Annotated in this window: 21 protein-coding genes and 1 tRNA gene; 13 read left to right on the forward strand and 9 right to left on the reverse strand. The window is 59.6% G+C overall.

Translation table 11 applies throughout. The features are described from left to right. Positions 1-9: 9 nt before the first annotated feature. The 7 genes from asd to ACP3RB_RS01160 form a co-directional block, all read right to left on the reverse strand. Positions 10-1,149, reverse strand: coding sequence for an aspartate-semialdehyde dehydrogenase (asd, locus tag ACP3RB_RS01130; RefSeq protein WP_060824389.1), 1,140 nt, complete (start codon positions 1,147-1,149; stop codon positions 10-12). A gap of 95 nt (positions 1,150-1,244) precedes the next feature. Next, positions 1,245-1,895 carry a dihydrofolate reductase gene (locus ACP3RB_RS01135; protein ID WP_426699561.1) on the reverse strand — a complete coding sequence of 217 codons (651 nt, stop codon included), beginning with the start codon at positions 1,893-1,895 and terminating at the stop codon, positions 1,245-1,247. Positions 1,896-1,917: 22 nt separating this feature from the next. Continuing rightward, a complete protein-coding gene (locus tag ACP3RB_RS01140; protein WP_049327533.1) occupies positions 1,918-2,799 on the reverse strand; it encodes a thymidylate synthase in 882 nt (293 codons plus the stop codon). A 156-nt stretch (positions 2,800-2,955) separates the two neighbouring features. Further along, the gene (locus ACP3RB_RS01145) at positions 2,956-3,963 is read right to left on the reverse strand and encodes an NUDIX hydrolase (RefSeq protein ID WP_426699208.1); all 1,008 of its coding nucleotides are present in this window, start codon (positions 3,961-3,963) and stop codon (positions 2,956-2,958) included. Between the two features lie 250 nt (positions 3,964-4,213). After that, complete coding sequence (locus ACP3RB_RS01150) at positions 4,214-6,487, reverse strand: RNA degradosome polyphosphate kinase (protein WP_314608567.1); 2,274 nt, start codon at positions 6,485-6,487, stop codon at positions 4,214-4,216. Between the two features lie 66 nt (positions 6,488-6,553). Further along, complete coding sequence (gene mshD, locus ACP3RB_RS01155) at positions 6,554-7,618, reverse strand: mycothiol synthase (protein ID WP_426699209.1); 1,065 nt, start codon at positions 7,616-7,618, stop codon at positions 6,554-6,556. 179 nt (positions 7,619-7,797) lie between these two features. Beyond that, positions 7,798-8,475: a winged helix-turn-helix transcriptional regulator gene (locus ACP3RB_RS01160; protein WP_311647089.1), complete on the reverse strand. Its 678-nt coding sequence runs from the start codon at positions 8,473-8,475 to the stop codon at positions 7,798-7,800. A 567-nt stretch (positions 8,476-9,042) separates the two neighbouring features. Between ACP3RB_RS01160 and ACP3RB_RS01165 the strand changes: the two genes are divergently transcribed. Next, positions 9,043-9,732 carry an FABP family protein gene (locus ACP3RB_RS01165; RefSeq protein ID WP_314672256.1) on the forward strand — a complete coding sequence of 230 codons (690 nt, stop codon included), beginning with the start codon at positions 9,043-9,045 and terminating at the stop codon, positions 9,730-9,732. A 65-nt stretch (positions 9,733-9,797) separates the two neighbouring features. Then, positions 9,798-11,033, forward strand: coding sequence for a YgfZ/GcvT domain-containing protein (locus ACP3RB_RS01170; protein WP_426699210.1), 1,236 nt, complete (start codon positions 9,798-9,800; stop codon positions 11,031-11,033). 142 nt (positions 11,034-11,175) lie between these two features. Here ACP3RB_RS01170 and ACP3RB_RS01175 read toward each other — a convergent pair whose 3' ends face one another. Both ACP3RB_RS01175 and ACP3RB_RS01180 read right to left on the reverse strand, forming a co-directional pair. Then, complete coding sequence (locus tag ACP3RB_RS01175) at positions 11,176-12,207, reverse strand: 6-phosphofructokinase (protein WP_303981293.1); 1,032 nt, start codon at positions 12,205-12,207, stop codon at positions 11,176-11,178. A gap of 491 nt (positions 12,208-12,698) precedes the next feature. Beyond that, positions 12,699-13,901, reverse strand: a complete 1,203-nt coding sequence (locus tag ACP3RB_RS01180) for a pyridoxal phosphate-dependent aminotransferase (protein WP_311473402.1) — start codon at positions 13,899-13,901, stop codon at positions 12,699-12,701. 355 nt (positions 13,902-14,256) lie between these two features. Between ACP3RB_RS01180 and ACP3RB_RS01185 the strand changes: the two genes are divergently transcribed. From ACP3RB_RS01185 to ACP3RB_RS01235, 11 genes are all read left to right on the forward strand, one after another. Next, positions 14,257-14,329, forward strand: a tRNA-Trp gene (locus tag ACP3RB_RS01185). Positions 14,330-14,406: 77 nt separating this feature from the next. After that, positions 14,407-14,685, forward strand: coding sequence for a preprotein translocase subunit SecE (secE, locus tag ACP3RB_RS01190; RefSeq protein ID WP_304193838.1), 279 nt, complete (start codon positions 14,407-14,409; stop codon positions 14,683-14,685). A 104-nt stretch (positions 14,686-14,789) separates the two neighbouring features. Next, positions 14,790-15,536, forward strand: a complete 747-nt coding sequence (nusG, locus tag ACP3RB_RS01195) for a transcription termination/antitermination protein NusG (protein ID WP_426699211.1) — start codon at positions 14,790-14,792, stop codon at positions 15,534-15,536. 263 nt (positions 15,537-15,799) lie between these two features. Beyond that, positions 15,800-16,228, forward strand: coding sequence for a 50S ribosomal protein L11 (rplK, locus tag ACP3RB_RS01200; protein WP_005504870.1), 429 nt, complete (start codon positions 15,800-15,802; stop codon positions 16,226-16,228). A 137-nt stretch (positions 16,229-16,365) separates the two neighbouring features. Then, on the forward strand, positions 16,366-17,061 hold the full coding sequence (gene rplA, locus ACP3RB_RS01205; protein WP_294630381.1) for a 50S ribosomal protein L1: 696 nt from the start codon (positions 16,366-16,368) through the stop codon (positions 17,059-17,061). Between the two features lie 265 nt (positions 17,062-17,326). Further along, positions 17,327-18,301 carry a TDT family transporter gene (locus tag ACP3RB_RS01210; protein ID WP_426699212.1) on the forward strand — a complete coding sequence of 325 codons (975 nt, stop codon included), beginning with the start codon at positions 17,327-17,329 and terminating at the stop codon, positions 18,299-18,301. Positions 18,302-18,402: 101 nt separating this feature from the next. After that, on the forward strand, positions 18,403-19,530 hold the full coding sequence (locus ACP3RB_RS01215) for an ABC transporter ATP-binding protein (RefSeq protein WP_426699213.1): 1,128 nt from the start codon (positions 18,403-18,405) through the stop codon (positions 19,528-19,530). A 400-nt stretch (positions 19,531-19,930) separates the two neighbouring features. Then, positions 19,931-20,461, forward strand: a complete 531-nt coding sequence (gene rplJ, locus ACP3RB_RS01220) for a 50S ribosomal protein L10 (RefSeq protein WP_005504882.1) — start codon at positions 19,931-19,933, stop codon at positions 20,459-20,461. Between the two features lie 155 nt (positions 20,462-20,616). After that, positions 20,617-20,994: a 50S ribosomal protein L7/L12 gene (rplL, locus tag ACP3RB_RS01225; RefSeq protein ID WP_060824400.1), complete on the forward strand. Its 378-nt coding sequence runs from the start codon at positions 20,617-20,619 to the stop codon at positions 20,992-20,994. A gap of 327 nt (positions 20,995-21,321) precedes the next feature. Continuing rightward, complete coding sequence (locus tag ACP3RB_RS01230) at positions 21,322-22,863, forward strand: glycoside hydrolase family 32 protein (RefSeq protein WP_311452688.1); 1,542 nt, start codon at positions 21,322-21,324, stop codon at positions 22,861-22,863. Positions 22,864-23,105: 242 nt separating this feature from the next. Next, complete coding sequence (locus tag ACP3RB_RS01235) at positions 23,106-25,097, forward strand: glucose PTS transporter subunit IIA (RefSeq protein ID WP_426699214.1); 1,992 nt, start codon at positions 23,106-23,108, stop codon at positions 25,095-25,097. Positions 25,098-25,130 lie beyond the last annotated feature (33 nt).

Here is a 25,130-nt window from a genome sequence, read left to right on the forward strand (position 1 = left end):
CAGTGAGCTTTAGAGCTTGCCAATAGCAATCTGCAGCATGCGGCGAATCGGCTCAGCAGCACCCCAGAGCAGCTGGTCACCCACGGTGAACGCGCTAATGTACTCGGGGCCCATCGCGAGCTTACGCACGCGACCAACCGGAATCTCCAGAGAACCGGAAGCAGCCACGGGGGTCAGCTGCTCCATGGAAGCCTCACGCTCGTTCGGCACGAAGCGAACCCAGGGGTTGTCCTCAGCGATGATGCGCTCAATCTCCTCGAGCGGCAGGTCCTTCTTAAGCTTGATGGTCAGCGCCTGAGAGTGCGAGCGCATCGCAGCGATACGGACGCACAGGCCGTCCATGGTGATCTTCTCGTCCTCGGAGCGGCCCAGGATCTTGTTGGTCTCAACCTCAGCCTTCCACTCCTCGCGGGACTGGCCGTTACCCAAATCCGAGTCAATCCAGGGAATCAGGGAGCCGGAGAGCGGCACACCGAACTGGGTGGAATCCAGCTCACCGGAACGCTGCTTCGCGAGAACCTTGCGGTCGATGTCCAGAATTGCGGATGCGGGGTCGTTCAGCTCCTCGGAGACCTCGTTGCCCAGGTCGCGGAACTGTGCGAGCACCTCGCGCATGTGGCGGGCGCCGCCGCCGGACGCTGCCTGGTAGGTCATGGAGGTAGCCCACTCGACCAGGTCATTCTTGAAGAGGCCGCCCAGACCCATCAGCAGGCAGGAGACGGTGCAGTTACCGCCGACGAAGTCCTTCACGCCGGATGCCAGGCCGCGGTCGATGACGTCGCGGTTGATGGGGTCCAGCACGATGATAGAGTCATCGTTCATGCGCAGGGTGGAAGCTGCGTCAATCCACAGGCCGTCCCAACCGGCCGCACGCAGCTTCGGGTGCACAGCCTCGGTGTAGCCACCGCCCTGAGCGGTCACAATAATCGAGTGCTTACGCAGCTCGTCAATGTCGTATGCGTCCTTCAGCTCGGACGGCTCAATCACGCCGTCGAAAGTGGGCGCAGCGCCACCAACATTAGAGGTAGTGAAGAAGACGGGGGTAATGCCCTCGAAGTCGCCTTCCTCAACCATACGCTTCATGAGGACCGAGCCCACCATGCCGCGCCAGCCAACAAAACCTACAGAGTCACCGGGATTAAAGTTCATGGTTCCCAGTGTACTCTCAGGTTGGCGGGTGCGGACTGACACCGTACAAAAAATTTGATATTCGGAACGGTCCGGTACCGGCACGTGCGCGAGAGCTACAGACGCTCCAGAAGCTGGAACGAGAAGTACATGGGGTTCTTCGTGCCCGACTCATCGAGCAGGTAACCCTTCTCGCTCTTCTCCCAGGCACTCTCGGAGGTGACCCGCCAGCACCCGTTCGGGGAGCTGCCCTCGCAACTGCCCGCAGAATTTGCAAGCTGCAGTTCGGGCGCTCGCGTATCGCCGGTGATCTCGTTACCTTCCTGGCAGTAGAAGAGGGTACGCTCCACCGTCTCTACCCGACCGAAGGCGGGCAGATCGGTGCGGGAGAGCGCCTCCGCGTACACGGAGCCGCCGCCAATAATCCAAGCATCAACTTCGGCGGTATCTGCGGGGATATCTTCGACCGCTGCACCCGCGGCGTCACGCGCCGCGTACAGCGCCGCATCCAGCGAAGGAACCCACAGCGCACCATCGCGTTCTTCCGCCTCGGCGACCGAACGGCTAATCACAATATTCGTACGACCCGGCAGGGGGCGAAAACGCGGCGGGAACGACTCCCAGGTGCGGCGACCCATAATCACCGGAGCACCCAGCGTCACTTTCTTAAAATGCGCCAAATCTTCCGGAGCGTACCAGGGCATATCCCCGTTACGACCAATGATGCCGGCATCAGTTTGAGCCCAAATAGCGCCCAGACGATACATCATGACTCCTCACAACCTGCAATTAGACCGCAATCGGGGCGGCAATACCGGGGTGGTGCTTGTAATCCACCAGCTCAAAGTCTTCATACTCGTAATCGAAAATAGAAGGCTTCTTGGTCTTAATAACCAGCTTCGGGTAGGGGTACGGTTCGCGCGGCGGGTAGGGGTTGCCCTCCGGATCGGTGCCGTAGCCCAGCTGCTTCTTCACCTGCTCCAGGTGGTTTGAGTAGATGTGGCAGTCGCCGCCGGTCCAGATGAACTCGCCCGGCTCCATGCCCACCTCCTGCGCAATCAGGTAGGTCAGCAGCGCGTACGAGGCGATGTTGAAGGGCACACCCAGGAACATGTCCGCGCTACGCTGGTACAGCTGGCAGGACAGCTCTTTCACACCGTCTGCGCGTTCGTGCACGTAGAACTGGAAGAGCGCGTGGCAGGGCGGAAGCGCCATGTTATCCACCTCAGCGGGGTTCCACGCCGAAACAATGTGGCGGCGAGAGCTCGGGTTGTTCTTCAGCGAATCAATAACCTTCGCAATTTGGTCAATCGTGCCGCCGTCGGGGGTCGGCCACGAACGCCACTGCACGCCGTAGACCGGGCCCAAATCGCCGTTCTCATCAGCCCACTCATCCCAAATGGTCACGCCGCGCTCCTGCAACCAGCGCACATTCGAAGAACCGCGCAAGAACCACAGCAGCTCAATAGCAACGGACTTAAAATGCACGCGCTTGGTGGTAATCAGCGGGAACGACTCACGCAGATCAAAACGCATCTGACGGCCAAACACGCCGAAGGTACCGGTGCCGGTACGGTCGGAACGCTGCGCGTCCGCCGCAATGGCGTCCTTGTTCTCCTCGAGGATTTCGCGCAGAAGATCTTCGTAAGGGGTGGGGATTGCATGAGTCATAAGAAAAACCTTGAATCCTATTTAGTAGGCGTCAGAAGCGGCACAATCAGCCGCCCCTCTATTGTAAAACTCTCGAAGATGTACGGATATAGCAAACGCGCTGAGCATAAAGCCCAGCGCGCTCGCCAGCAGAAGCTAAAAATCTAGCTCAGAAGTCTAGTCCAGGGCCGCGCGGACTCGCTCCACCGAGACAATACGCGGGTCATCGCCCTCAGTTACCTGCAGAACCAGGGCATCGCCGGGCTCCAGGTACGGGTCCTCGGTCGGAAGAACCTCCGCGGAACCCTCAAACAGGTACTCGCGCAGAACATCCATCACCCGAGGCAGCACCGGGCGGTGCGTGCACAGCAGCGAGGAAGAATCCTTATCGAACAGGGACGCCACGGTACGGGCAACACGCGCCGGGTGACGCTGAGCGCCCGCCTCAGACAGGGACTTCTTCTCCTTCACCGACACACCATAATCCACCGAGTACGGGGTCACAGTCTGAACGCAACGCAGCCACGGGGAAGAAATAATGCGGCTCGGAGCCCACGCCGCAAAGAGACGGCTAGAAGCCAGTGCCTGACGCTTGCCGGTCGCCGCGAGCGGACGGTCATCCTCAGCGGCCGCCCAATTCGAACGCGGCTTAGCCTTCGCGTGGCGGGCAATGAGAATCGGGCGGGTACGCAGCGCATCCGCCTCAGCCAGGGCTTCCAGAGATTCCAGAGGCGCCAGGTCATCCTGATTGGTCAGCAGCGCGCGAGCCGCGTCAGTGGTTACCCAGCGCAGCTCATCCACTTCACCCTCATCAGCCAGGGCACGGGCACCATCGGGCAGCTCAGCAGCCCAGTAGAAAACATCCTTCGGGCGGCCACCCACCGGGTAAGACGTCACCGCCAGGGGCACACCCAAAACAACCTGCAGGCCGACCTCTTCGCGGATCTCGCGAATAGCAGTCTCTGCCAGGGACTCGCCCGGATCCTGCTTGCCCTTAGGCCAGGACCAGTCATCGTAGCGGGGGCGGTGAATAATCAGGACCTCAAGCGCACCATCGCGCATGCGCCAAATCAGTGCGCCAGAAGCAACAATATCCGCAGTGTTTGTGGGGGCGCGGTCAATGCTGTTGACCGCATCAAAACGTCGTGCCGAGTAGTAGATGGAGGGGGAATCCAGCGGTGCCATATCTCTCTCTGATCCTCTTCGCTAGGCTGCGCACAATGCCAACGGGCACCATGCTCCGCGTCTAATTGTAGGGGAGAGAAGCGTCAAGTTGTAATCTCAACGTAACCTGTTGTTCACTTTTGCGCTAAGTGCACTAGTCCACCGCACGTTTTTGCACGACACGCGGAAAACCCCGCCTGCCCCACACCATAAAGCGCGAGAACAGACGGGGTTCACCACCAGAAATCACCGGTAGGTCAGCGGCAAATCCTTAGACCTTATCCACCACGTTCTTACGGGAACGCGAGCTCAGGTAGTACGACTGCACATCCTGCAGCGGGTTGCCCTGATCATCGGTGTCGTGGCGGGTCCAGTTACCCTCAGAATCCAGGTGCCAAGTACGCGAAGAATCACTCATGTAGATGGTGAACATGTCACGCAGGTACTTCACGTGGCGCGGATCCTTCACCGGTACCAGAGCCTCAATGCGGCGGTCCAGGTTACGGTGCATCATATCGGCAGAGCCAATGTAGACAATCGGATCGCCACCGTTCTCAAACGCAAACACGCGCGAGTGCTCCAAGAAGCGGCCCAGCACCGAACGGACGCGAATATTCTCGCTCAGACCCTTAACGCCCGGGCGCAGCGCGCAAATACCGCGAACCACCACATCCACCGGCACACCAGCCTGCGAAGCACGGTACAGCGAATCGATGATGGCCTCATCCACCATGGAGTTGCACTTAATCTGAATCTTCGCCGGACGGCCTGCCTTGTGGTTCTCAATCTCCTGATCGATGCACTCAATCAGGCCGCTACGCAGAGTACGCGGCGCCACCAGCAGCGACTGGTAGTTGGTCTTCGGCGCGTAACCAGACAGCTGGTTGAACAGGCGGGAAACATCCTCACAAATCTGCTCATCGCAGGTGATGATGCCCAAATCCTCGTAGAAACGAGCGGTCGACGGGTGGTAGTTACCGGTACCAATGTGCGCGTAACGACGCAGGTGGTTACCCTCGCGGCGCACCACCAGCGACAGCTTGCAGTGAGTCTTCAAACCCACGATGCCGTACACCACGTGCACGCCCGCGCGCTCCAGCTTACGAGCCCAGGAGATGTTGGCTTCCTCATCAAAGCGAGCCTTAATCTCGACCAGCGCCACAACCTGCTTGCCAGCCTCAGCCGCCTCAATCAGCGCATCCACGATGGGGGAGTCGCCACTGGTGCGGTACAGAGTCTGCTTAATCGCCTGAACACGCGGGTCAGCGGCAGCCTGAGCCAGGAACGCCTGCACACTGGTCGCGAAGGAATCGTAGGGGTGGTGCAGCAACACGTCGTGGTCGCGGGCGGCAGCGAACACGTCCGCAGCCTTCGCCGTCTCGGTGGCGTTGAGCCAGCGGGAAGTGTGCGCAATGTGCTTGGGGTAGTGCAGAGCCGGGCGGTTCGCACGAACAATCGCGCTCATGCCGCGCAGATCCAGCGGAGCCGGCAGGCGGTACACCTCAGACTCATCAATATTCAGCTCAGAAATCAGCAGATCCAGGATGGTCGGGTTGATGGTGTCCTCAACCTCCAGACGGACCGGCGGACCGAAACGACGGCGCAGAAGCTCCTTCTCCAGAGCCTTCAGCAGGTTCTCGGCGTCGTCCTCTTCCACCTCGAGATCCTCGTTACGAGTCACGCGGAAGACGTGGTGCTCCACAACCTCCATGCCCGGGAAGAGCGTATCCAGGTGTTCAGCAATGATGTCTTCGAGCGCAATGTAGCGGCTCTCGCGGCCAGCAGTGTTGGCGGCACGCGAACCATCCACAGAGACCATACGGTCCAGCTGATCGGGCACCTTCACGCGAGCGAACAGCTCCTTGCCGGTCTGCGGGTTACGCACCAGCACCGCAAGGTTCAGCGACAGGCCCGAAATGTACGGGAAGGGGTGCGCCGGGTCAACCGCCAGCGGAGTCAGAATCGGGAAGATGTCCTGCATGAACTCCTGACGCAGACGCTGCTTAGCGTCCGTATCCAGGTCGTTCCAACCCACGATACGGATGTTCTGCTCCTCCAGAGCCGGCAGCACCTGGTTGTGGAACACATCAGCGTGACGAGCCTGCAGCTGGTGAGCGCGCTCAGCAATCTCTTCCATCTGCTCCTCGGGGCTCAGACCGGCAGCCGAAGGAACCGCCAGACCGGTCGCAATGCGACGCTTCAGACCCGCCACACGCACCATGAAGAACTCGTCCAGGTTAGAGGCCACAATCGCCAGGAAGTTCAGACGCTCCAGCAGGAACAGGTTCGGGTCCTCCGCGAGCTCCAGCACGCGGGTGTTGAAGTCCAGCCAGCTGCTCTCACGGTCAAAGAAACGCTCCGGACCGAACTCCTCTTCAAGGCTGAAGTAGGAGCGCTTCTCGCCCTTCTCAATGCGGTCACCGCGAGATTCGGCGCGCTCAATCTTCGAAATATCGTGGCCAATGTGAATGACACCGGTCATGGGCGCAGGCTCAGACGGCTTGGGCTTAGGCGCCTTATTCAGGCCATTGGGGGCGGGTACCATACTGTACTTGCCTTTCTGATCGGGGATAAGTCGTGAAGAAGCACGCCGGAGACGGCGCACAGAAAACTAGGCGGCAGGCTCACCCTGCTGCGCGGGAGCGTACATGCGGTCAACCGTCGCCACGCCAAAGCCCAGGGACGTGTAGAGGGCGTAGGCGGCGTCATTATCGGCGTCCACGTACAGGTCGATGGCGCGCAGCGGCTCACCGTTCTCATCCTCAGCGCACGCCAGGTATGCCAGCGCGCGCAGAGTGAGGGTGCGACCCAAGCCGCCTCCCTGCGCCTGCGGGCTCACACCCACCACATAAATCTCGCCGGAGGGGGACAGCTCGCCCTGCTCCTGACCGGTCGGGATCTTCGTCCAAGTGAATGCCGCAATGGCGGAGTCATCATCCACCTCGGAGGCGATGAAGAAACCCTCGGGACGGAACCAGGGGGAGCCGGTGCGCTCGCGCAGATCAGCAAGGGTGAGCTTGCCCTGCTCCGGGTGGTGCGCAAAAGCGGCGGCGTTCACGCGCAGCCAGGGGAATTCGTCCGCGCCGGTGAAGGTGCGCATCCGCAGGTTTTCCGGCAGGGTGCGCGCATCGGAGCGTTCCACGAGCTCTTCGCGGGTCTGTGCGTCCAGGGGCAGAATCATCTTGTACAGCACGCGTACCGGCTCAAAACCGTGCAGGGTCGCGAACGCGTGGGCGGGGCTTTCAATGCCGGTGTCGGTGGCGCTACCGTGAACCCAGAGGCGGTATCGTACGGCGTCTTCACCCAGCTGGCGGACGGCGTGGTCGAAGAATGCGCTACCGGCGCCTCGTCCGCGGTATTCGGGGGCGACGGCTGCCTCAATCACGCCGGTATCTTCGTCGTTGGCGGGGGTGAGCGCCACAAACACGGCGGCGAGGGTGCCGTTATCCTCAGCGACAAAGAAACACGGAGGGGTCAGGGTGCTTTCGTGGAGTGCCTTACTCAGCTCAATGCGGGTCTGCTCAGAGAACGCCGAGACGCCGTCATGGCTGGCAACCTTCTGCGCGAAGGAATCGAAGCGTTCCAACAGCTCTTCGGTGAGCTGCGGTTCCGCGTAAACAAGGGAGCTTTCAGCGGGCAGGGTGGAGGAATCGGGTGTCTGACTGTGTACCATCATCGCCTTCTTTCGTAGCCTTCTGATTCAACTCTACCGGGGATAGTTGCTCTTTGGAGAGTTTGTTCTCCGTCCTGGGCGAATATGACAAGAACCGGAACATTTACGCATTCTGGTACTCGGCTCAGCGGCGAGGCTACTTAAGAACGGGCACACCAAAACAGCGGTTGGCACCGCAAAATTTAGCGGGTGCTGTTGAAGGAATAGCCCACGTTACGCACGGTCGAAATCATCTGCTCGTATTCGGTGCCGAGCTTGGAACGCAGACGACGCACGTGCACGTCCACGGTGCGGGTGCCGCCGTAATAGGAGTCGTAACCCCACACCTCAGAGAGTAGCTGGGCACGGGAGAAGACGCGTCCGGGGTGCTGAGCCATGAACTTGAGCAGTTCAAACTCTTTGAAGGTCAGGTTCAGTGCGGTACCGGAAAGGTGCGCGGAGTACGCCTGGGTGTCAATAACGAGGTTGCCCGCGCGCACGATGCGCTCTTCGGTGTTCTCTTCTTCTGCACCGGCGTCGCTCTTGATGGCGAGGCGCAGGCGCGCATCCATTTCGGAGGGGGACGCCTGGTCAGAAACAATATCGTCAACCTGCCAGGAGGCTGCAACCGCCGCCATACCGCCTTCGTTCAGGAGCGCGATGAGCGGCAACTGTACGCCGGCGGCGCGCAACAGCTGGGCGCATTGGCGTGCCTGTACGAGTGCGGTGCGGGCGTCGACCATGAGCAGGTCGAAAGCCTCGGATTCGAGGGCGGTGTGGGCGGTGTCGAGCGGGAAGACGTGTACCTTGTGGCTGAGTAGACTCAGCGAGGGGATTATATCCTGCGCGGCGGTATCGCTCATGAGCGCAATACGGTACACACCCTCTCCTTTCCCAGTAAAATATTAGGCTCTTTCTAGTGTACTAGCCCGCCTATGCTGCAGCTGTGGAGGCGGTAAAGAGCGGGAGCAGATATCGTATGCCGGACTGTTTACCCACCCCTCTGAGCAGGTCGTTGCCGATAGCTCTGTCCAGTATGTCTTTAGCACCGATTCTGCACCCTTTTCAGGGGGAGTCTATGGTAGGTTTAAGGCATGGAAAACAATCTTATGGCTCTTGAAGCTCTCTTCATGTCGCTGATGGCTATTATCTCCGTGTGCATCGGTATCGGTGCATTCGCAGTGTTGCGTGGCCTCTTCAGCGGTCAGAAGTAATCTTCCCGCACAGAGCAGAAGCATCGCCCACAGAGGGCTTTAGGCGGTTGCCTCATACGGTTCGTACCGCCTCGCCAATGACGGCGTGAACCCCCACCCGGTCCCCTCCGGTTGGGGGTTTTCTTTATGTCGCCCACCGCACCGTTCACTTCACTCTGCAGGCGGCGACGCTACCCCGTGCCGTGGACGAACGAATAGGGCACTGTTTTACCCACGGGTACTAGAATAGAAGGTATGGCTATTGAAATCCCTACTAACCTAACCCCTGAACTTGTTCCCTTCGCATGGCTGCTCGGCACCTGGGAAGGTACCGGAACCATGTGGTACGAAGGCCAGGAAAACACCCCCTTCGGCCAGATTATTACTTTTGAGCAGGACGGTCTGCCCTTCATCGAATACCGCGCTGAGTCTTTCCTGCTCGATGACGAGGGTCAGAAGCTGCGCCCCATCACCGTTGAAACCGGTTTCTGGCAGATTGACCGCCCCCTGACCGACGCCGACGGCGGCTTCGGTATTGTCCCCAAGGATGTTGTACCCGCCTTCCCCGACGCCGAGAGCGTTGAAACCCTGCGCAACGAGGACGACGGCTTCTCCCTGCTGGCGACCATCGCGCACCCCGGCGGCATTAGCGAAAACTACGTGGGTATGGTCAAGGGCCCGGTTATTCGTATGCAGACCGGCAACCTGCTGCGCGACGACATCTCCCACGACTACGTGGGCTCCGTGCGCCTGTGGGGCCTGGTCAACGGTAACCTCATGTGGGACTGGGAGGTTGCGGACGCCGAGGGTAAGCTGCACAAGCACGCTTCCGCTGAGCTGCGTAAGACCTCGTCGATGACCGGTGATTCCCTGGGCACCTCGATGTTCGGTTCTCTGGACGGCGAAGAGCCCACTGGCGAGCCCGGCTCCGAGCCCACCGCCTAATAACTAACGTGTGTCTGCCCCGCTGGTCGGCGGGGCAGACTCTTTGTGTGAAAGGTGCACCTTCCGTGACTGAATCTTCGCTTGAAGCGCCTCAGGGTGAGGTATCCCAGCCCGATGCTACCCGTCCGGCGAGCCCCCTGCTGAGCCTGCACGGCGCTTTTGCCGCCTCCGGGCTGGATGCCAGCGTCGCCGCGCACTACGGCAACCCCATGCTGGAGCAGCGCGCCCTCAGCTTTGACCGCTCCGCAGAAGCAGGCGAACCGCTGGTGCTGGTGGATCGCTCCTCCCTGGGCGTGGTGCGCGTTGAGGGGCCGGACCGCCAGAATTGGCTGACCTCCATCGCCTCGCAGATTCTGACCGGTATGACCGCGGGGGAGAGTCGCGAGTTCCTGCTTCTTTCCCCTCAGGGGCGCGTGGAGTATGCACCCGCCGCTATCGAAGATGGCGAGGCACTCTGGCTGATTGTGGAGGGAAACCAGGCCCAGCCGCTGACCGATTACCTGAACCGTATGAAGTTCATGATGCGCGTTGAGGCGCAGAACCTCAGCGACGAGTACGCCGTGCTGGAGAGCGCCCGCAACCCGATCCTTCAGGACGGTTCGGTGCATCCGGCGCTCGCTGAGGCTCAGCCGCTGGTGTGGGAGGATCCTTGGCACACTCCGGCACCGGGTAGCTACCGTTACGATGAGGCGGGCGATAACCACCCGGGTGCGGACTACGTGCGTTTCTTGAGCATTGTGCCGCGCTCTGTTCTGCCCGCCCTAGCTGAATCTTCGGACGCGCGTTTTGCGGGTCTGTGGGCTGCGGAGGCTCTGCGTATTGAGGCGTGGCGCCCGCGCTACGGCACCGAGGCTGACGATAAGACCATCCCTCAGGAGCTGGATTACACCCGTACCGCGGTGCATTTCGATAAGGGCTGCTACAAGGGCCAGGAGACGGTGGCGCGCGTGCATAACCTAGGTCGTCCGCCGCGCCGTCTGGTGTTCTTGGATATTGACGGTTCGGAGCACACCCTGCCGGCGGCAGGTAGTGAACTGTTTGTGGAGGGCAAGTCGCGCCCGGTCGGTCGCATTACCTCTGTGGCGTTGCATTATGAGGCGGGCCCGATTGCGTTGGCTGTGATTAAGCGCGGCGTTGATCCGCAGGCGCCTTTGCGTGCGGTTGATGGCGGCGACTTCCTGCCCGATGGTTCGCCGGCGCCGGCGACCGAGTACGCGGTGGCTCAGACGACGGTGGTTTCGCCGGAGTCCGGTGAGGTGGCGCGTCGTTCTTTGGCGGGTCAGGACTTCTTGAAGCGCTAGAGCATCTGACTGGGCAATAGCATCTGACTACCTGCATAAAACCGCGGAGGCGGACACTCGTTGCGAGTGCCCACCTCCGCGGTTTTAGTATGCGCGCCCAGCTAATATGCTGAGGCTGCCTCATGTGCTGAGGCTGTGGGGTTTAGCGGCCGAAGAGGACGGCTGCTTCTTCCCAGCGTTCCTGAGGTACGGACTTCAGACCGTCCAGTGCCTCTTCGAGGGGTACGTACTTGATTTCGGTGCCCTGAACGGAGACCATCTTGCCCCACTGCTTCTGAGCGACCATGTCGACTGCGCCCATGCCCAGGCGGGTTGCGAGCACGCGGTCGTAGCCGGTGGGTGCGCCACCGCGCTGGATGTGGCCCAGGATGGTGTTGCGGGTTTCGATGCCGGTCATCTTCTCGATCTCGTGGGTGATGTATTCACCGATGCCACCGAGGCGGGGACGACCGTCCTTTTCGGTACCCTTGTTTGCCATGACGTCGTCGAAGCCTTCGGGGATGAAGCCTTCAGCAACAACAACCAGGGGAGAGCGGCCGCGGTCGTGTACTTCCTTGACCCATTCAGCAACCTGCTCCATGGAGACCTTGACCTCGGGGATCAGGATTGCATGTGCGCCTGCTGCCATGCCGGAGTGCAGTGCAATCCAGCCGACGTGGCGGCCCATGACCTCGGCGACCATGCAGCGGTGGTGCGATTCGCCGGTGGTGCGGATGCGGTCCATTGCCTCGGTTGCGATGGACACTGCGGTGTCGAAGCCGAAGGTGTAGTCGGTTGCGCGCAGGTCGTTGTCGATGGTCTTGGGGACACCGATGACGGGCAGGCCTGCGTCTGCCAGGCGCTTTGCGCCTGCGAGGGTGCCTTCACCGCCGATAGCGACGATTGCGTCGATGCCGTGGCGTTCCATCATGATTTCGATGTTTTCGGGGCCACCGTTGGGACCGTCGAAGGGGTTGGTGCGGGAGGTACCGATGATGGTACCGCCCTGGGATGCCAGGCCGCGGACCTTCTGGCGGGGCAGGTCCATGTAGTCGCCTTCAACGACGCCGCGCCAGCCATCACGGAAGCCGACGAACTCGTAGCCGTACTTCTTGACGCCGTTGAGGACAGCGCCGCGGATGACAGCGTTCAGGCCGGGGCAGTCGCCGCCGGAAGTAAGCAGACCGATCTTCATGGTTGGCTCCTAATGTCTGCGCGTTTTAGGTGTTGTGCGCGCGTGTATATAACTATGACCTCCACAAATTCGGCGCGCGGATGTACACCGGTCGGGAGGTCGTTCTCTTGGTCTCTATTTTAGCGATGTTTGGGTTGTGTGGGTAGTGGTGGAAAGCCGTGGGAACGCCCGTTTTGGTGCTGAAAAGTTCAGGTTTTTGGTACCTGTATGTTTGGGTTTGAAACACAAATAGCCGCCCTTTCCCACCTATGGCACCGAAGAGACGAATGAGGCTTCCTCGCATCTGTAAAGATGCGGGAAGCCTCATTCGTTTTAAAAATATTTTTAAATATTTGTGGGATTCTCGGTTTCTAGGGCAAAAAACGGTCAATAGCCCTGTGATTGATCGTTTTGTGCCGGTTCATCCCACGTCTGAACCGCCGTCCCTACCGAACCGCAGCCTCCATCGAGGTGAGTTGCACGGTTCAGTGAGCGGGGTCAGGGGTAAGGAACTAGTCGCGTGCCTGACCGAGGAACTTCTGCAGGCGCGCCAGGCCCTCTGCCAGGTCCTCATCGCTCAGTGCGTAGGAGAGGCGCAGGTAGCCACTGGGGCCGAACGCCTCACCGGGAACCACGGCGACCTCAGCCTTTTCGAGGATGAGCTCAGCCAGTTCTGCACTGGTCTGCGGGCGTACGCCTTCAATTTCCTTGCCGAGCAGTTCGCGTACGTCCGGGTAGGCGTAGAACGCGCCGGTGGGTACGGGGCAGTGAACGCCTTCAATAGCGTTCAGGCCCTCCACAATGGTGCGGCGGCGGCGATCGAAGGCGGCGTGCATGATTTCCACGTCATCCTGCGGGCCGGTCAGTGCTTCAAGAGCGGCACGCTGGGCGATGTTGTTGACGTTGGAGGTCATGTGGGACTGCAGGTTGGAGGCTGCGGCGATAACGTCGCGCGGGCCAATCATCCAGCCCACACGCCAACCGGTCATGGCGTAGGTCTTTGCCACGCCGTTGAGAATGACGCACAGGTCGGCGAGCTCGGGTACTGCCTTCAGGATGGAGACTGCCTTAACACCGTCATAGGTGAGGTGTTCGTAAATCTCGTCGGTCAGCACGAAAATACCCTTGGACAGTGCCCATTCGCCGATGGCGCGGGTTTCCTCTTCGGTGTAGACAGCACCGGTCGGGTTGGAGGGGGAGACGAAGATGAGTGCCTTGGTGGCGGGGGTGTATGCGGCTTCGAGCTGCTCGACGGTGACCTTGTAGTGCTGGTCGCTACCGGCGAACACCTCGATGGGGTTGCCGCCTGCCAGGCGGATGCACTCGGGGTAGGTGGTCCAGTAGGGTGCGGGCAGTAGGACGTCGTCGCCTTCGTCGATGACGGTTGCGAAGGCCTGGTAGACCGCCTGCTTGCCGCCGTTGGTGACGATAACCTGGGAGGGGTCAACCTCTACGCCGGAGTCGCGCAGGGTCTTTTCGGCGATGGCCTTCTTCAGCTCGGGAAGACCGGAGGCGGGGGAGTAGCGGAAGTTCTTGGGGTCGTTGAGCGCTTCGCGTGCTGCGTCAACAATGTGCGCGGGGGTGGGGAAGTCCGGTTCGCCTGCGCCGAAACCGATGACGGGGCGTCCCTGAGCCTTGAGTGCTTTTGCCTTTGCGTCGACGGCAAGGGTTGCGGAGGGTGCAATGGCACCGATGCGGCTTGAAATACGCGCCATGGGGCTCTCTTCTCTTTCTTCTTGTGCGCTGCCGGCGTGAAGTCGACAAGGAAATAGGTGATGGGAATACGCGTGGGGGACCAATTCGCGCGTGATGGGCGCGGGTGTGAGCGGCGTTCCTTAGTAATAGAATACGGGTCACTAGTGGTGATGCGGAACCCTTCGTCAAGGTATCTCAAGAGGTTTTTCGAAAAAATATTACATTCTGAAGTTGCATCGGCCCCGAAAGATGGTTTACAGTTAGTTCTGCACCCGAAAGGGTGTAATTGTTTGCCCCTCTAAAGCCACGGCTTAGGAGGCAGTGGAGGAGTAAGCACGTGAGAAGCAACTCTCACACCTGAAGTGAAAACTTCAAAGGGTGGTGGCTCAATTGGTAGAGCAGCGGTCTCCAAAACCGCAGGTTGCAGGTTCGAGTCCTGTCCGCCCTGCTTTTATTGCCTCAATAACATCTTCGTACGCCCGTTCCCCGGGCGTACTTTTTTAGACTCAGAAAGGGGCAGAAGAAATGGCATCGTCTGCTACCGCCGAGAAGGCTGTTCAGCCCGGCGCATCGTCGAAGAGCGATAAGAAGCTCGGTTTCTTCGGCCGTATTTTTGCATTCCTCCGTGAAGTTATTGCGGAGTTGAAGAAGGTTACTACTCCCACCGGACGCGAACTGGTTGGTTACTTCTTCGGAGTTCTGTTCTTTGTCGTGGTGATGCTCCTGCTTATTTCTGGTCTGGATTATCTTTTTGGCCAGGGAGCATTCTGGATTTTCGGTAACGGAACGATTCAGCGTAACTAGTACTGGCTGCATCCTTATTCTGGGTGCCCCATCAGTGATTTCCCTCAGCGTATTGGTGAGTGGGAGTCCCCTCTGGATGATTAACGATAGAAAGTAGGAGCGACGTGTCCGAGCAGGAACTGGTATCCGAGATTGAAGAGGTCGAGGTAGCCGCTGCTGAGGCTACTGAGGAGTCTGCGGCTATTGAGCAGCAGGCTGAGGAAGCTACCGAGGCTGTCGCGGCGGCTGAAGCAGCTGCTGAGGCGGCTGAGGAAGTCGACGCTCTGGAAGAATTCAAGTCCAAGCTACGCCGTCAGGCGGGCGACTGGTACGTGGTGCACACCTACTCCGGTTACGAGAACAAGGTGAAGACCGGTATCGAGACCCGCATCCAGAACCTGGAAGCTGAAGATGAGATCTTTGAGGTTCAGGTTCCCATGGAGACCGTGGTTGAGTTCAAGAACACCGTGAAGAAGACCATCCGTCGCGTGCGCGTTCCCGGTTACGTTCTGGTGCGTATGGAACTGACTGACCACTCGTGGGGCGTTGTCCGCCACACCCCCGGTGTGACTGGCTTCGTGGGTCAGGATGCGTACAACCCGGTCCCGCTGCGCATGGACGAGGTCTTCGACATGCTCCTGCCGGTCTTTGAAGAGCAGCAGCAGAGCCAGGGCTTGCCCGTTTCCAAGCCTGTTATCGAGTCCGACTACACTGTGGGCGAGAACGTCCGCGTGAAGTCCGGTGCTTTCGAGGGCATGGACGCTACCGTTTCGGAGATCAAGGGCGAGTCCCAGCAGATTGTCGTGATGATTTCCGTCTTCGGCCGCGACACCCCGGTGACCTTGAGCTTCACCGAGATCGAAAAGATTTAACGCTTTTAGCGTGTGAATATGAGCCTCGCACTTCGGTGCGGGGCTCATATTTTGTGGTGGCGTTATTAGCGGCGGCTGTGCGGACGAGGTTTAACCTTTCTGCTAGCTGGCGCTGGATTAAGTCGCTGATTAACGCTAGAATGTTGGTTTGTGTATGCGCATGTCACGCTTTCATGCGGATGCACGGGTGACCGCGCCACGGTCACCGTCTTGCCGGCGTACGCTCCTGTGCGTCGGTTCCCAGCTAAGAAAAGGACCCTACATTGGCTCCCAAGAAGAAGGTCACTGGCCTCATCAAGCTGCAGATCCAGGCAGGCGCCGCTAACCCGGCTCCCCCCGTCGGCCCCGCACTGGGCTCGCACGGTGTGAACATCATGGAGTTCTGCAAGGCATACAACGCTGCAACTGAGTCGCAGCGCGGTAACATCATCCCCGTTGAGATTACCGTCTACGAGGATCGCTCCTTCACCTTCATCACCAAGACCCCTCCGGCTTCCCAGCTGATCAAGAAGGCTGCTGGCGTTGCTAAGGGCTCCGCTGTTCCTCACACCACCAAGGTTGGTTCGCTGACCGAGGCTCAGGTGCGCGAGATCGCTGAGACCAAGATGCCCGACCTGAACGCAAACGACCTGGATGCTGCTTCCAAGATCATCGCAGGTACCGCTCGTTCCATGGGTATCACCGTCGAGTAATTTCGGTTCGCCGAATAGCCGAGTAATCGGCACCGTAGATTTTTCTACACAGAACTTGTAAATGCCCGTCGTATGGACGGGATGTGGCAGAGCCGAGCGCGGCTCACGAGACCACAACTGCATAAGGAGAAAAGCAGATGGCAAAGCGCAGCAAGGCGTACAAGGCAGCTGTAGCCAAGATTGAAGAGGGTAAGCTCTACACCCCCGCTGAGGCAGTTGCCCTGGCGAAGGAGACCTCTTCCACCAAGACCGACGCAACCGTTGAGGTTGCAATGCGTCTGTCCGTTGACCCCCGTAAGGCAGACCAGATGGTTCGCGGTACCGTGAACCTGCCTCACGGCACCGGTAAGACCGCTCGCGTGGTTGTTTTCGCAGCAGGCCCCAAGGCTGCTGAGGCTGAGGCAGCTGGCGCTGACTACGTTGGTTCCGACGAGCTGATCGCAAAGGTCGCTGGCGGCTGGACCGACTTCGATGCAGCGGTTGCAACCCCCGACATGATGGGCAAGGTCGGCCGCCTGGGTAAGATCCTGGGTCCCCGTAACCTGATGCCGAACCCCAAGACCGGTACCGTGACCATGGATGTTGCAAAGGCTGTTGCAGACATCAAGGGCGGTAAGATCGACTTCCGCGTTGACCGTAACTCCAACCTGCACTTCATCATCGGTAAGGCTTCCTTCACCGCTGAGCAGCTCGAGGAGAACTTCCAGGCAGCTCTGGAAGAGGTTAACCGTCTGAAGCCCTCTTCGGCTAAGGGTCGTTACATCTCCAAGGCAACCGTTGCTACCACCTTCGGCCCCGGCATCCCCGTTGATCCGGCTGCCGTTGCTGCCTAAGGTATGCACCTGTAGCTTCTAGCATTTAGCTAGTAGTCGCCCCCGACGTTTAGGCGTCGGGGGCGATTTTTATGCGCGGATTTATATGAAGAAACACGACGTTACGTGGCGAGCATCGGTTAATGTACGTCATAGACTTCCAGCTTGTATAAGGTTAAAACGTAGAATGAACCCCTGGCTGTGATTGCTTCTTCCGGTATCTGAACCGTTGACGGAAGAAGCCCGTACGCTTCCTTATCACCCCATCCATGACGAGAGAGAGTTTATGTCTTCTTCTACCCAGAATGCGCAGATAGCCCGTCGAGGCCTTAGTGTGCCGGTTAATTATTTTGCGGTGGCGCTGGGTACCGGCGCATTGGGTGCCGCTTGGCGCACCGGTGCGTCGAAGGGAATGGCACCCGATTGGGTGGGCGAGAGCATCCTGGCTTTTAACGCCGTGGTGTGGCTGCTCCTTGTGGGTTTCCTGGTTCACTCGGTGGTGAAGTACCGTGCGTGGGTGCGTGGTTTTTGGGAGCACCCGGCGCGTACCTGCTTCTTTTCGCTGATTCCGGCGACGACGGCGCAGGTGGGTGCGGCTCTCTACCCCTATGCTGAGGCTCCGGCTCTGACCCTGGTTGTGCTGGGAGCTGTGGGTCAGCTGTACTTTGCCTCTCACCGTATCGCCGGCACGTGGCGTGGCGGGTATGCGCCCGAGGCCGCCTCGCCGGTGCTGTATCTGCCGACCGTTGCGACAAACTTTGCGACCGCTACGGCGATGGGTTTTGTGGGGTGGCGCGATATGGCGATGCTTTTCTTTGGTGCGGGCCTGATTTCGTGGTTCAGCATCGAGGCTGTGATTCTGAGCCGCCTGCGCACCCTGACTCCGCTGCCTCAGGGGGAGCGCGGCATTATTGGTATCCAGATGGCACCGCCTTTTGTGGGTGGTAACGCGTACTTGGCGGCTAATGGCGGCACGGTTGACTGGTTCTTCCTGGTGCTGACCGGTTACGGCATTCTGCAGCTGATTTTCCTGATGCGTTTGCTCCCGTGGGTGCTTGAGGGCGGCTTCTCGATGAGCATGTGGGGCTTCTCCTTCGGTATGGCTTCCATGGCGGCGAGTGGTATTCGCTTGACGGCTGCTGGCTCGCTGGGGCTGGTGGGTCCTGTCTTGACGGTGGCGGGTACGGCTTTCCTCATCTTCCTGTGGGCGGGCACGCTATATCTGGCGTTGAAGGGGCGTTTGCTGGTGCGCCCGAGCTAGGGCGCTCACATAAGACTCTGGCGTGAGGTTCACGCACCGTTTTATGACGGCGCTTATCTTCTGCGCCCCTGCCGGATGTGAGTTTCGGCGATAATAGGGGAATGACTTCTGCATCCCACTCTTCTGCCGAGGCGGAGCCCTTTGAGGGCCTACGTATTCGAGGCGTCGCTAAGACCTTTGGCTCCGATACGACGGTTCTGAACGAGATTGACCTGGATGTGCACCCCGGCGAGCTGATTTCTCTGGTTGGTTCCTCGGGTACGGGTAAGTCCACTCTGCTGCGCATTATTGCCGGCCTGGAGGAGCCGAGCGCCGGTCGGGTGACCTATGCCGGGCAGCCTCTGGAGCGCGGCTCGGTGGGTGTGGTTTTTCAGCGCCCTATTCTGTACCCGCACCTGAGTGTGAAGGACAATATTCTCTTCCCGACCAGGCTGGGCGCGTTCTCAGGTGGGGCTGATATGGACTACTACCGTGAACTGCTGGAGGCTTTGAAGCTTGAGGGTTTGGAGTCTCGTAAGCCTTCGCAGCTGTCTGGCGGTCAGGCGCAGCGTGTGGGTATTGCGCGTGCTTTGATTCGTCGTGCTCCGGTGGTTCTTTTCGATGAGCCGCTGGCGAGTGTGGATGAAGAGATGAGCGCGAGTATCCGCGCGGATATTGTGCGTCTGCACGAGCGCTACGGTTTTACGGGTCTGTACGTGACCCATGATCAGAATGAGGCGCTCATGCTGGGTCAGCGGGTGGCGGTGATGGACGCCGGTTACCTGGTGCAGGTGGATACTCCGGAGCGTCTGCTGGCGCATCCGCATACTCTGCAGGTGGCGAAGCTTATGGCGGCGCCCGCGCTGAACCTATTGGCTCTTGAGGATTCTGAGGCTCTTCCTGCTGGGTGCGAGTTGGCTATTCGAGCGACCGCATTGCACCCCGTGGCGGCAGATGCTGCTCATTCCCTGCCGGTGCAGGTGCTCGGTCACCGCCACCTGGTGGGCGGCATGCTGTATCGTGGGCGTCTGCTGGATGCGGTTTCCCTACCTCTGGAATCTCGGCGGGCTTCGGTGGATTCTGAGCCGAGTGACCGAGTGTATGCGCGAGTGCGTGCCGGTCAGGAGCTTGAGTTCTTTATTCCCGATGCGCAGAGCGGCTCCTCCCTAAACGTGGGGGAGCGGGTGCACCTGGGTGTGGCTGCTGAGCGTTGCTTCGTGTTCTCGAATGGAAAGCGTTTTTACCTCTAAAACGCGTCTTTACTGGCTTTTAGCCGGACCTTTCAGGCGGGAGAAAGCGCGGGTTAATCGGCTTAAAGAGGAGCTTTAAGTGATTAACCCCGCTTAATCACGTTTTTAACTTGCGACTCGGGCTTTAACCTGAGATGATGAATAAACCAAAGACCGCCGGTCTAGAACTATGTCCTTTATCGCCATCTCGGTGGAGACGAAGAACAGAGTTCTGATAAGAGCAGATTTCACTAGAAATCGCCGCCCGCGTAGGTAACTCGAAGTGAATAGCCGTTGCCCTCATTCAGGGTGCCGTCTATCGTGCCTCGTACGCCTACGCGTCGGGGCATTTTTTATTGCTTGCAATAAATGCTTCGAGGCTCTACCGGCGACCTTACAAGAATCGGAAGAAGGAACTACCATGGCGACTCAGGAAAAGATCGCTGCAGTATCCGAGCTGAAGGAACTCTTCGAAGCTTCGAACGCAGTCATCCTGACCGAATACCGCGGTCTCACTGTTGCACAGCTCAAGGAGCTGCGCCGCGCACTCGGTGCAGAGACCGAATACGCCGTGGTGAAGAACACGCTGGCTGCTATCGCAGCTAAGGAAGCTGGCATCGACGCATTCGAAGGCCACCTCCAGGGTCCCTCCGCACTGGCATTCATCAAGGGCGACCTGATTGATGCTGCTAAGGGCCTGCGTGACTTTGCCAAGGCTAACCCCCAGCTGATTGTGAAGAACGGTTACTACGAAGGTGCCGCTCTGACCGAGGACGACGTCAAGCGCTACGCTGACCTGGAATCCCGCGAGGTTCTGCTGTCCAAGGTTGCAGGTGGTGCAAAGGCTACCATCGCACGCATCGCACAGGTTGTGGACGCACTGCGCGTCAAGCTGGAGGAGCAGGAAGGCGCAGCTCCCGCTGCTGCCGAGGAGGCTTCGGAAGAGGCATAAGCCCCTTTCGTGCTACTGCACCAGCGCTGAGATACTCAGCAGCGTGAACGCGAACAGCGTGTAACGCACCCTAAATTTGACCGACCCTTTCGGGTAGGTACTGAAGATTTACACCGCGGGCGTCAGCCCGCACCAGATAGTGAAGGAGCCAAACAATGGCTAAGCTGTCCATCGAAGAACTCATTGCAGCATTCAAGGAACTGTCCCTGGTTGAGGTTTCCGAGTTCGTTAAGGCATTCGAGGAAGAGTTCGACGTCACCGCAGCAGCTCCCGTTGCTGTTGTAGCAGGCGGCGCAGCAGGCGGCGACGCTGCTGAAGAGAAGTCCGAGTTCGACGTTGTCCTGGAGTCCGCTGGCGACAAGAAGATCGCAGTGATCAAGGAAGTTCGTGCCCTGACCTCCCTCGGCCTGAAGGAAGCAAAGGACCTGGTCGACAGCGCTCCCAAGGCTCTGCTCGAGGGCGTTTCCAAGGAAGACGCTGAGAAGGCTAAGGAACAGCTCGAGGCTGCTGGCGCAACCATCACCCTCAAGTAATCGACTTCTTCTCGATTCTTACGCGGGGCGGTGCATCCAATGGATGCGCCGCCCCGCGGCTTTTAACGGCACCCGCCGCTTCGCCCCACTATGCTTAGGCGAGGCTGCGGGTTTTGCCGTATCAGCCCTTTTTCTCCTGTAGCAAACGGGGTATGTGCTATCTCCTCGGCAGGTGGCGGTATAAGCCGCTGTGACCGCCCTGTGCCTTGGATGAGAGAAGCTGAGAGCATTGTGGTGCCTCTCTCCTAGAGCCCAGCAGCGGGGGAGAGGTGCCGTATGATGGGATGAGATAACCCAGACATTCCCCATACACGAAAACGGATAGACATGAGCGAGCAGAAGAAAAAGAAGAAGAGCGCAACCGAGCGACCCGCCCGCGACTTGGCTGCTGAAGCGCAGCAGATCTTGGATGCCTTCGGCGCTGGTGTGCGTGAAGACCGCGACTACCCGGCACTGCACCTGGCACCTCCCGTGGGCCGTCTGAACGACCCGAACGGCCTGGTCTTCGACGGCAAGCGTTACCACGCCTTCTACCAGTACTCGCCCCTGCACCCGGAGCGTATGGTCTATTGGCGTCACGCCGTGAGCGAGGACCTGACTCACTGGACCGATGAGGGTACCGCCCTGGTTCCCGACAGCCGCTACGACTCGCACGGCTGCTACTCCGGTTCCGGCATTAAGGTGCCCGGCGGTTTTGAGTTCTTCTACACCGGTAATGTGAAGGATGAAGAGGGCAACCGCGAAACCTACCAGATCCTCGCAACCGCGGGTGAGGACGCGAAGCCGACCCGTCAGCTGCCCCCGCTGATTTCCGGCCCCGAGAAGGGCTATACCGCGCACTACCGCGACCCGCACGTCTTTGAACGTAATGGTGAATGGTGGATGGTCATTGGTGCTCAGCGTGAGGACCTGACCGGCGCCGTGGTCGTGTACACCTCCGCTGACCGCCGCGAGTGGACCTTCCGCGGTGAGCTGGGTATCAAGGATAAGACCCTCAAGGGCACCTACATGTACGAGTGCCCCTCGCTGCTGAGCATGCGTGATGAGCTGACCGGCGAAATCCGCGACGTGCTGATTTTCAGCCCGCAGGGCATGCAGCCCCTCGGTGAGAAGTACAACAACATTTTCCAGAGCGGCTACATTGTTGGTTCGCTGGATAACGAGACCCTCAAGTTCACCGTGGAGACCCCCTTCACCGAGCTGGATGCAGGTTTCGAGTTCTACGCCCCGCAGACCATCTCCGGCACCGGCCTGACCGCCGACCCGAAGGCACCGCACGATGTATGCGGTGACGCCCCGGTAATGATTGCTTGGCTGGGTAATGCTGACCAGGACGACCTGCCCTCGTGGAGCCACCGCTGGGTGCACATGTTCACCTACCCGCGTGAGCTGCACCTGCGTAACGGCAAGATTTTCCAGCGTCCGGTGCCGCAGCTCAACGACGCGATGAAGATGACCCCGCTGTACCGCGAGGAGGAGAAGGGCAAGCTCGTTGAGCTGAAGAATGCCCTGACCTTCCGTCTGCGCGGCCGCGTGAATGTCTCTGATGAGCGCGTGAAGCTGAAGATTAAGGACACCCACGGCGTGGCTCTGAGCATCGTTCTGGATAAGGACTTTGTGCAGATGGACCGTGGCGGTACTCGCTACACCGAGGGTGGTAGCTTGCGCCGCCGTACCCTGAAGCGTTCGAAGATTCGCGAGTTTGACCTGCTCGTGGACGGTTCGGCTACCGAACTGTATGTGGGCGGCAAGCTGATTGCCTCCATGGGCGCTGAGGTTATGACCGCTCGCACCTTCTTCAAGGGCGATAAGCGTCGCGTCCGCCTGACCGGTGGCGAGGTGCTGTCCCTGGAGTATGGCCGCCTCTAAGCCGTTTTCTACGCGTTGGGAGCCGCCTACGCGGGGGCTTTCCGGTAATTTCTGAATATGTCTGAGGGCTCACTCTCCGTATGGAGGGTGGGCCCTCGCTTTTAAGAACTTTCCCGTGATACCATGTTTTACATCTGATATGTCAAACGTATGACATACACATGACATGCACACACAGACATGTCACCCCACCCCATTCACAAAGCATCATACGGTGGTGCTCCAAACAAAGGAGAGCGAGCGTGGACCACAAGTCAGTGGCACAGCGCGTGCTGAAGGACGTCGGTGGCGTCGGCAACATTCTTGCTGCCGCACACTGCGCAACCCGCCTTCGCCTCGTCCTGAAGAACCAGGACAAGGTCGACCAGGCAGCAATCGACAACGACGAAGACCTCAAGGGCAGCTTCCTCAACGCTGGCCAGTTCCAGATCATCGTCGGCCCCGGCGACGTCAACGAGGTGCACAAGCACCTCATCGCCGCTGGCGCACCCGAAGCCTCCAAGGATGAGCTCAAGGAAATTGCCTCCAAGCAGGGCAACATCGTTTCCCGCTTCATCAAGACCATCGCTGACATCTTCGTCCCGCTGATCCCGGTTCTGGTCGGTGGCGGTATGCTGATGGCGCTGAACAGCGTGCTCACCTCCAAGGACATCTTCGGCCCCGAGAGCTTCATTGCAATGCACCCCGAGTGGGCTGACTTTGCAGACATTGTTAACCTGCTCTCCGCAGCTCCCTTCGCCTTCCTGCCCGTGCTGGTCGGCTTCTCCGCTACCAAGGTCTTCGGCGGTAACCCCTACCTCGGTCTGACCATGGGTGCCGCAATGGTCTCCCCGGCACTGATGAACGGCTACAAGGTCGCAGCATCTCTGGCGGGTGCTGAAGGCACCGACCCGATGAAGTACTGGAACCTCTTCGGTCTGCAGGTTCAGCAGGCGGGTTACCAGGGTACCGTGCTGCCCATTATGCTGGTCGCCTTCATCCTGGCGAACATTGAGAAGTTCTTCCACAAGGTCCTCAAGGGCACCATCGACTTTATCTTCACCCCGACCCTCACCATCCTGATTACCGGCTTCCTGACCTTTATTCTGGTCGGTCCGCCCATGTTTGCAGCCGGTACCTGGCTGGGTGAAAGCATCAACTGGCTCTACACCGTTGCTGGCCCGCTGGGTGGTCTGATCTTCGGTACCGCTTACGCCTTCATCGTGATGACCGGTATGCACCAGGCATTCCCGCCCATCGAGATGAGCCTGTGGGCAACCGGCGGTTCCTTCATCTTCGTTGTTGCCTCCATGTCTAACGTGGCTCAGGGTGCTGCCGCAGCCGGTGTCGCGCTGACCACCAAGAACAAGAAGATCAAGGGTGTTGCTACCGCATCTGCACCCTCCGCATTCCTGGGTATTACTGAGCCCGCAATGTTCGGCGTGAACCTGGCGCTGCGCTGGCCTTTCTACATTGCAATCGTCTCCGCTGGTATCGGCGCAATGGCCGCCTCCATCCTGAATGTGAAGGCAAAGGCACTGGGTGCTGCTGGCTACATCGGCTTCCCCTCCATTAACGCTAGTGTTGGTGCCGGTTGGGCCGGCTTCTTCGGCTGCCTCATCCTGACCACCGTCATCGCTTTCGTTGCCTCCTTCATCTGGGGCAAGAAGGTTGAGGCTGGCAACACTGAGGAAGCTGAGGCACCCGCTGCAGCCGCTCCCGCCGCTCCCGCTGCAGCCGCTCCCGCTGCCGCTGTAGCGGCTGAGGCTGGCGAGAGCGTCGAGATTGGCTCCCACATGGTCGGTTCCGTGGTTCTGCTGGCTGACGTCAAGGACCCCACCTTCTCCTCCGGCGCACTGGGCGCAGGTACCGCAGTGGAGCCCACCGAAGGTAAGCTCTACGCACCGGCTGACGGCAAGATTACCGTTGCATTCCCCACCGGCCACGCATACGGTCTGCGCACCGAGGACGGCCTGGATCTGCTGATGCACATCGGCATGGACACCGTTGAGCTCGACGGCAAGCACTTCGAGCCCAAGGTTGCTAAGGGCGACACTGTCAAGCGCGGCGACGTCATCGCCGAGTTCGATATTCCCGCCATCAAGGCGGCTGGCTACCCGCTGGCAACCCCCATGGTGATCACTAACGCCAAGAAGGCAGCTGCTTCGGTTGAAGATGTCCAGGTTTCGGGCGCATCTGTGACCAGCGCAGATTCGCTTCTGAAGGTTGCACTGAAGGCAAAGGCTAACGCATAGTCTGCACTCTTAGTGAGTAGATAACCTCAACGT

It is taken from the genome of Rothia mucilaginosa (genome assembly GCF_049990865.1).
GTDB lineage: Bacteria > Actinomycetota > Actinomycetes > Actinomycetales > Micrococcaceae > Rothia > Rothia mucilaginosa_I.